At 51.8% G+C, this 7,972-nt stretch carries 9 protein-coding genes; all 9 read right to left on the bottom strand.

The window, feature by feature from the left end; all coding sequences use genetic code 11:
- A partial coding sequence (locus ABYW01_RS08830) for a hypothetical protein (RefSeq protein WP_372832139.1) occupies window positions 1-336 on the bottom strand: 336 nt, incomplete at its 3' end.
- An 11-nt stretch (window positions 337-347) separates the two neighbouring features.
- Complete coding sequence (mazG, locus tag ABYW01_RS08825; RefSeq protein WP_372832138.1) at window positions 348-1,169, bottom strand: nucleoside triphosphate pyrophosphohydrolase; 822 nt, start codon at window positions 1,167-1,169, stop codon at window positions 348-350.
- Window positions 1,169-3,430: a GTP diphosphokinase gene (gene relA / locus ABYW01_RS08820; RefSeq protein WP_372832137.1), complete on the bottom strand. Its 2,262-nt coding sequence runs from the start codon at window positions 3,428-3,430 to the stop codon at window positions 1,169-1,171. The genes mazG and relA overlap by 1 nt, the downstream gene beginning before the upstream one ends.
- A gap of 259 nt (window positions 3,431-3,689) precedes the next feature.
- Entirely contained in the window at window positions 3,690-4,589 is a 900-nt protein-coding gene (gene cysM, locus ABYW01_RS08815) for a cysteine synthase CysM (protein WP_372832135.1), read from the bottom strand.
- A gap of 198 nt (window positions 4,590-4,787) precedes the next feature.
- Window positions 4,788-5,204, bottom strand: coding sequence for a universal stress protein (locus ABYW01_RS08810; RefSeq protein WP_372832134.1), 417 nt, complete (start codon window positions 5,202-5,204; stop codon window positions 4,788-4,790).
- A 182-nt stretch (window positions 5,205-5,386) separates the two neighbouring features.
- Window positions 5,387-5,764, bottom strand: coding sequence for a holo-ACP synthase (acpS, locus tag ABYW01_RS08805; protein ID WP_372832132.1), 378 nt, complete (start codon window positions 5,762-5,764; stop codon window positions 5,387-5,389).
- A complete protein-coding gene (gene pdxJ / locus ABYW01_RS08800) occupies window positions 5,761-6,534 on the bottom strand; it encodes a pyridoxine 5'-phosphate synthase (protein WP_372832130.1) in 774 nt (257 codons plus the stop codon). Before pdxJ ends, acpS begins: the two co-directional genes overlap by 4 nt.
- A gap of 59 nt (window positions 6,535-6,593) precedes the next feature.
- Window positions 6,594-7,286, bottom strand: a complete 693-nt coding sequence (gene recO, locus ABYW01_RS08795; protein ID WP_372832128.1) for a DNA repair protein RecO — start codon at window positions 7,284-7,286, stop codon at window positions 6,594-6,596.
- Window positions 7,286-7,972: GTPase Era (gene era / locus ABYW01_RS08790; RefSeq protein WP_372832126.1), on the bottom strand; the 687-nt coding region annotated here is incomplete at its 5' end. The genes recO and era, both read right to left, overlap by 1 nt.

The raw sequence follows: 7,972 nt of genomic DNA, 5'->3' as shown, positions 1-7,972 counted from the left end.
CAGCCATTCGTTTTCGTAGTGAATTTCCAGTGGCGAAGCGCCATCCAGAAGAATGTAGAGGTGATAGTTTTCCGGCTGCTGCACCCCGGTATCAAAACGCAGTTCGACACGTTGAACCCGATCAAAGTGATAGCGCTGGAAACCCTTGGGCGTCACGACAGCCAGTTCCCGGGCCTGAATATCCACCAGCAGATTAGGTTGACCTTTCAAGTCCTCAGACAGGGTAAAACCCTGCTTTTTCAGCAGTGACAGCTGATTCTGGCTGTTCTGCCAATTGTAGAAAGCGAGACCTGCGAGTAAAACAACAATCAGGATAAACCAATGCATTCCACCCACAGATACGCTCCTCAAAGACCTTTGGTTTTAGCTTCATCCCAGAATGCATCCAGCTCATCAAGGCTGAACATATCCCAGTCACGTCCCGATTCCTGAACACATTTTTCCACGTGTCCAAAGCGACGTTCAAACTTCTGGTTAGTGCCACGCAGTGCAACTTCAGGATTCACATTCAGGTGACGGGCCAGATTGACCTGAGCAAACAAGATATCGCCCATCTCATCCTGAATTTCCGCCTGACGGCCATCACGAATGGCTGCGCGCAGCTCGTCGACCTCCTCAGCAATCTTATCCAGCACCAGCTCAGGATCATCCCAGTCAAATCCCACCTGACCGGCACGCTTTTGCAACTTGTGCGCCCGACTCAACGCCGGTAACGCACGCGGCACATCATCCAGCACACCGGAGCGCGCTTTCCCGTCACGCTCCTGCTGCTTGATTGCTTCCCAGTTCGCCTTGATCTGCGCCTCATCAATGCTGTCACCGCTACGTTCTGAACGCAGCGTCCCTGCCGGGAAAACATGCGGATGACGTCGCACGAGTTTCTCGATCAGGTTGCTAACAATCGCGTTGAAGTCGAATTGCTGGGCCTGATCTTCAATCTCATCGCCTAATTGCGCGTAGAAGATCACCTGAAACAGCAGGTCTCCCAGCTCATCTTTCAGATGCGCCCAGTCCTGACGTTCGATGGTATCCGCAACCTCATACGCCTCTTCCAGCGTATGCGGTACGATGCTGGCGAAATCCTGTTTCAGGTCCCAGGGGCAGCCTGATTCAGGATCGCGCAAACGCTGCATCAGATAGATCAGATCATCAACGCTGTAATCCGTCATCAGAGGTTAAATCCACTGCGTTGACGATGTACGTCGATCACGTTTGGTACCTGATTGATCTTATCCATAATACGGCCCAACAACTCCAGCCCCGCTATCTCAACAGTAATCGTCAGACATGCGGTATTGTTGTGTTTATCGGTGACTGTATTCGCGGCGGTGACGTTAATATTGTCCTCCGCCAGCAGAATCATCACATCACGCAACAAACCAGAACGGTCATAGGCTTCGATGTAAACATCCACCGGATAGGTCGCTTCACCCTCACGTCCCCAGTCCACTTCAATCACACGTGGACCATCCGTTTCACGCAACTGCATCAGGTTTGGACAGTCATCCCGGTGTACAGAGACGCCGCGTCCCACGGTAATGTAGCCCGCAATAGGATCCCCCGGTACAGGCTTACAGCAGCTTGCCATGGTGGTAAGCAAATTGCCGACACCCAGAATGCGAATATCGCCAAGCCCGGCGGGACTGCGCTCTTCGGATGGCAACGCCAGATCCAGCTGCTCATCCGGATGCGCATGATCAACCTGACGCTGAGCGCCATTGATGATCTGGGACAAACGTACATCGCCGGCACCCAGTGCTGCAAACAGATCTTCAGGCGCTTTGAAGTTCAGGTCAGTGGCCATGACATCAAAGCTGATATCTTCCTGATCCAACGCCAGACGTTTCATCTCGCGATTGATAATCTTCTGGCCCGCTGCCGCGTTTTTCTCTTTATCCTGCTGTTTAAACCAATGTGCGACTTTCGCGCGCGCACGAGATGAGGTCACGTAACCCAGGTTAGGGTTCAGCCAATCACGACGCGGACGCTCTTCGTTGATGGTCATAATCTCAACCTGATCGCCGGTACGCAGACGACGGTTAAGCGGCACAATACGTCCGTTGATCTTCGCACCACGGCAACGGTGGCCAATTTCGGTATGGACGCGATAGGCGAAATCGACAGGCGTTGCACCCTGCTGCATATCGATTACATGGCCATCCGGTGTGAAGATGTAGATACGGTCCTGCACAATATCCGCGCGCAGCATATCGCCAAAGGCTTCGCTTTCGCCCAGATCTTCATGCCATTCGAGTACCTGACGCAACCAGGCGATTTTGTCTTCATAGGCATCACTGCTGGTTTTTGTGTCAGTCCCTTTATAAAGGTGGTGCGCGCAAACGCCCAACTCCGCTTCCTCATGCATCTCATGAGTACGGATCTGGATCTCAAGCACTTTACCTTCAGGTCCAAACACAGCGGTATGCAACGAGCGATAACCATTAGGTTTTGGCGACGCAATGTAGTCGTCAAACTCGTGCGGGATGTTCTTCCACTGGCCATGCACAATACCCAGCACGGCATAGCAGTCTTTGATCTCTGGCACCAGAATACGGACGGCACGCACATCATAAACCTGGCTAAAGTCGATGTTCTTGCGCTGCATTTTGCGCCAGATACTGTAGATATGCTTAGCACGGCCATTGACGTCGCCATCAATACGATTTTCGCTCAAACGGCGGTCGAGCAGATTGACAACTTCGTCGATAAACTCCTGTCGGTCGAGACGTTTCTCATCCAACAGTTTGGCAATGTTTTTGTAGTCGTTTGGCTTGAGGTAACGGAAAGAAAGATCTTCCAGTTCCCATTTGATATGACCGATACCCAAACGATGGGCCAACGGTGCGTAGATATCGAAGACTTCCCGCGCAACCAGATAACGCTTTTTACGGGAACCGTCTTTAACAGCACGAATAGCGCAGGTGCGCTCGGCGATTTTGATCAGAGCAACACGGACATCGTCAATCATGGCCACCAGCATCTTGCGCAGGTTGTCCATGTGGGTGGCGCCACCCAGAACGTTATCTTCAGCTCGTGGACTCTTACGACTGCCGATAGCAGCCATCTGGCGAACGCCGTCCACCAGTGTGGCGATCTCCTTGCCAAATTGTTTACGCACACTCTCCAGCGGGAGTTTGCGTTCACGCACGGAGCGATACAGAATTGCTGCGACAATGGTCGGCTGATCCTGTTGCAGTTCCGCCAGAATTTGAGCCATCTCCAGACCGGTCAGGTAACTGCCAGCGGAGTTCTCGGACCAGACATCCTCTTCTGTTCCCGCACGTTCAAACGCCTGCTTTGCTAACTCACAAGCACGGCGTATCTCTTCTATATCGTCGATCTCGACCTGCTCGGCTAATCGCTCGAGCCACAGGTCCAGATCCACGGTTCCATCCTGACGAATGGGGTGATCTTCTCGAACCTTTACCATGGCAAATTGCCACTCCTTTCTTGTACGACTCTGTCGCGAAGCAACGGTTTTTTTATTCTTATTTATCAGAGCGGGTACCTAGTACGCTCCGTTGACACCTTATAACGGCAAGCACCCACACCCCTTTAAGGGGTCGGGCGCACATTCTAGACTTTAAGACAGACAATCGCGAGCAAGTTCCATGCTCATTGCGCTTATCCTTGATTTTGATGCACAAAAAAAGGAGCTCAAGGCTCCCTTTTTAACGGTCTTTTACGACTTACTCGCCGTTGAAGACACCGGTAGAAAGGTAGCGATCACCGCGATCACAAATGATGCAGACAATCACCGCATTTTCGACCTGTTCAGCCAGACGCAGGGCGCCCGCGACCGCACCACCTGAGGATACACCACAGAAGATACCTTCCTGCTGAGCCAAAGCGCGCATGGTATCTTCCGCTGATTGCTGATCAATATCGATCACCTGATCAACCCGGGACGCATCAAAAATCTTCGGCAGGTACTCTTCCGGCCAGCGACGAATGCCAGGAATTTGTGCACCTTCACAGGGCTGTAGGCCCACTATCTCTACCGCACTATTTTGTTCTTTCAGGTAACGCGAGGTCCCCATAATAGTGCCGGTCGTTCCCATAGAACTCACGAAATGGGTGATCGAACCTTCGGTCTGCTGCCAGATTTCAGGTCCTGTACCACGGTAATGGGCTTCAGGGTTATCCAGATTAGCGAACTGATCCAATACAATCCCTTTGCCTTCGCTCTGCATCTTGTGCGCCAGATCTCGCGCACCTTCCATGCCCTCTTCCTTAGTCACCGTAATCAGTTCAGCACCGTATGCCGTCATCGACGCTTTACGTTCAGCACTGCTGTTATCAGGCATGATAAGGATCATCTTGTAACCCTTAATGGCCGCCGCCATCGCCAGAGCAATACCTGTATTACCCGACGTTGCTTCGATCAGAATATCACCCGGTTTGATCATGCCACGCTCTTCCGCCAACTGAATCATACTCAGTGCGGGACGATCTTTTACCGAACCTGCCGGGTTATTACCCTCCAGCTTACAAAGAATGGTGTTACCCCGTCCTTGCCCGATACGCTGTAAACGTACCAATGGAGTCTGACCGACGTAGTCTTCAATGGTCGGAAAATGAACGCTCATAAAATCACCCGGGGGTTACAAATTAGTAACCAAAAGAAATAAGAAAACGAATTTATATACCTTACAATATCAGTCGGAATAATACCTTCGACGAAGACAAAGCTCAAGAAGGCCAAATGCATGCAAGGGAAGAGGCCAGTTGCCCTATCAGACCATCTACGTTCACTGCGAATAGGGCAACTCAGCACCTATAGATGATCAGCGCGTAGGGACGATCAATACAGGGCACGTTGCCTCCTTTAGTACACTCTGACTAACATCCCCCATCAGCACGCCCAAAATGGCACCATGTCCATGACTCCCCATCACGATAATGTCTGCATCCAGACGACGAGCTTCGTCCAGAATAAGCCGTGAGGCGACACCCTCAAGCAGCAATGCATGAGTCTCAATGTCCTGATCGCGAAACTGATTGGCTAACTGATTGATGGACATAGACTCGTCCGCAAACTCACTTCCCACCTCTCCACTGGAGGTGTTATCGCAGTTCTCATTTGGCAAAACAACATGGACCAGATACACCTGACTATGAAAGGCTTTGGCCAGCTCCAGCGTTTTCTCATACAGCAAGTGGGTACTGGAGGAGAAATCTACCGGCAACATTATTGTGTTCATCACTCACCCCTCTGACAATGGCTGCGTTCGAGCAAGTAACCACTTGCTCTTACCTACTTGCAGTTTAGTTGAGGGAAAAAGAGGAATGGGACGAATCAGCACATAGATAGGGGGCTGATCAGGCAAGAGGGGAAACAATGAATAGGCGAGACCACTCAAGAACACCCGCCCGCATTATGCAATCAGGCGCGTTCTGCGACTACAAAGGCAACCACATACTCCTGCTCATCGCTGTACGACAGATGAAACGTACCTAAGCCATGCTGATCGGCCCGGTCTTTGGCATTACCCGACAGATTCATAACAGGCCTACCCAACTCATCGTGGGAAATTTCAAAATGCTGCCAGCTAATACCGCGACCGATCCCTGTACCCAACGCTTTAACCGCCGCTTCTTTGGCGGCAAAACGTTTGGCCAGAAAGATATCGGGATGTTTACTGGCACGGAATTTTTCCAGTTCAGACGGGGTCAAAATTCGCTCAGGCAATCGCGGCGTACGTTCCAGAGAAGATCTGATCCGGCTGATCTGTAAAATATCCGTGCCAATACCGAAAATCATTTTCGGATAGCGTCCCGCTGTGGCTGAACACGCGCTTGGGTTTCCATCATCAGACGACGCATTTCAGCAATCGCTTCTTTCAGCCCTACAAACACCGCACGGGCAATAATGCCATGACCGATGTTCAATTCGTTCAGCTCAGGGATCTCTGCGATCTGCTCTACGTTGTGATAGTGCAAACCATGCCCTGCGTTCACGATCAGGCCTTTCTTGAACGCATACTGTGAGGCTTCTCGGATACGCTTCAGCTCTGCTGCTTGTTCTGCCGCATTTTCAGCATCGGCATAACCACCCGTGTGCAGCTCGATAACAGGCGCACCACAACGGATTGTGGCATCGATCTGTGCCGGTTCAGGGTCGATAAACAGAGAAACCTCGACGCCCGCCGCGGACAATCGGTCACAGGCTTCTTTAATACGCGCTTCCTGACCCGCAACGTCCAAGCCCCCTTCAGTGGTGAGTTCTTCACGCTTTTCCGGTACCAGACACGCATGCCCCGGTTTCACTTTTTCAGCAATGCTGATCATCTCGTCCGTGACCGCCATCTCAAAGTTCATACGGGTCTGCAGTGTCTCCGCCAGCACATAGATGTCACGATCCTGAATATGGCGGCGATCTTCACGCAGATGCACGGTAATACCATCAGCACCGGCTTCTTCTGCCAGTGCAGCAGCCTGCACCGGATCCGGGTAACGAGTGCCTCGGGCCTGACGCAGCGTTGCTACATGGTCAATATTTACACCCAGCAACAGACGGCTTGGTTCAATCACAGCGTACTCCTTCAATGTATGTTCACCGGTGTTTTTTATCGCACCGACTGTTGGCAGCGTTAACGCTTCTGGAACAGTTCACGGCTGCGTAAGGGCTTATCCCCCAACAACTGATCGATCAGCAAGCGCATCAAACGCTTTGCCGCCTGCCGCACTACCGGCTGATCATAACTGTCCTGCTCTATCAACTGCAGATGACGGCCATAGAAACATCGCATTCTATTCCGATCTGTCGGTTGTGCAATACGTTGTAGGCCCTGTTCAGGTTCGCACAGATAGATTCCATCAGGATCAAGTCCGGTCAGATCAGGTGTGTGTCCCAGCTCGATCAGCAGGCGATGCTCAAACGTGCGTAACGCTCCTTCGATATCCTGCCCACTGCGCAATTCGTTAATCACATATTGATAATAGACATAGAGGTGTGGATGCGGATCTAACGGCTGCAACAAACGTGTCATCAACTCATTGAGATAAAGACCACACATCAGGGGCGTGCCGGTCAGAAAGGGATTAGCATCTACCGGTTCAGCCAGCGTGAGATTCTTCAAATCCTGACGACCACGCCACCCTACCTGCAACGGCAGAAAGGGCTGTATCACGGGACGTAGTTTGGAATTAGGGCGTTTGGCGCCTCGGACCACGACACTGACTTTGCCATGTTCGAGTGTAAAGAAGTCGACCAGCAGGCTGGTATCCCGGTAAGGCCGGCTATGCAGTACATAAGCGGCCTGACCATCAACAAGGTAGTCCATCAATCTCCGTCGTTATAACCGAGACTGCGCAGGGCACGGTCATCGTCGGCCCAGCCGCGACGCACTTTTACCCAGAGATTGAGCATAATTTTGCTTTCGAAAGCACGTTCCATATCCAGCCGCGCATCACGACCGATGGTTTTCAGGCGACTGCCTTTTTCACCGATCACAATACGTTTCTGGCCATCGCGATCAACCAAAATGAGAGCACTGATAGTGGTCAGCTTTTTCTGCTCATCGTATTTGAATTCTTCAATTTCGACGGTGGTGCCGTAAGGGACTTCATCCCCCAGATTACGCATCAGCTTTTCACGCACCAGCTCGGCCGCCATAAAGCGAGAGCTCTTATCGGTCACCTGATCTTCAGGGAAATGGTGTACGCTGTTCGGCATGTGCGACGCGATTACCTTCTCCAGCTGCTCTACGTTGTGCCCGTCGGTCGCAGACATCGGCATAATCTCTGCGAAGTCCATCTTAGCCGAGAGTGCCTGCAAATGCGGTAACAGCTCCTGCTTGTCTTTCAGACTGTCGATCTTATTGACCACCAGTACAACCGGACAACGGGCGTTCTGGACCTTCTCCAGTACCAACTGATCCTCTTCAGTCCAGGCAGTACGGTCGACCATGAACACCACCAGATCCACATGACGCAGCGCATCAGAAGCGGCCTTGTTCATGTAGCGGTT

The organism is Pontibacterium sp. (genome assembly GCF_041587635.1).
GTDB lineage: Bacteria > Pseudomonadota > Gammaproteobacteria > Pseudomonadales > Balneatricaceae > Pontibacterium.
This window is presented reverse-complemented; position numbering and strand designations above follow the sequence as displayed.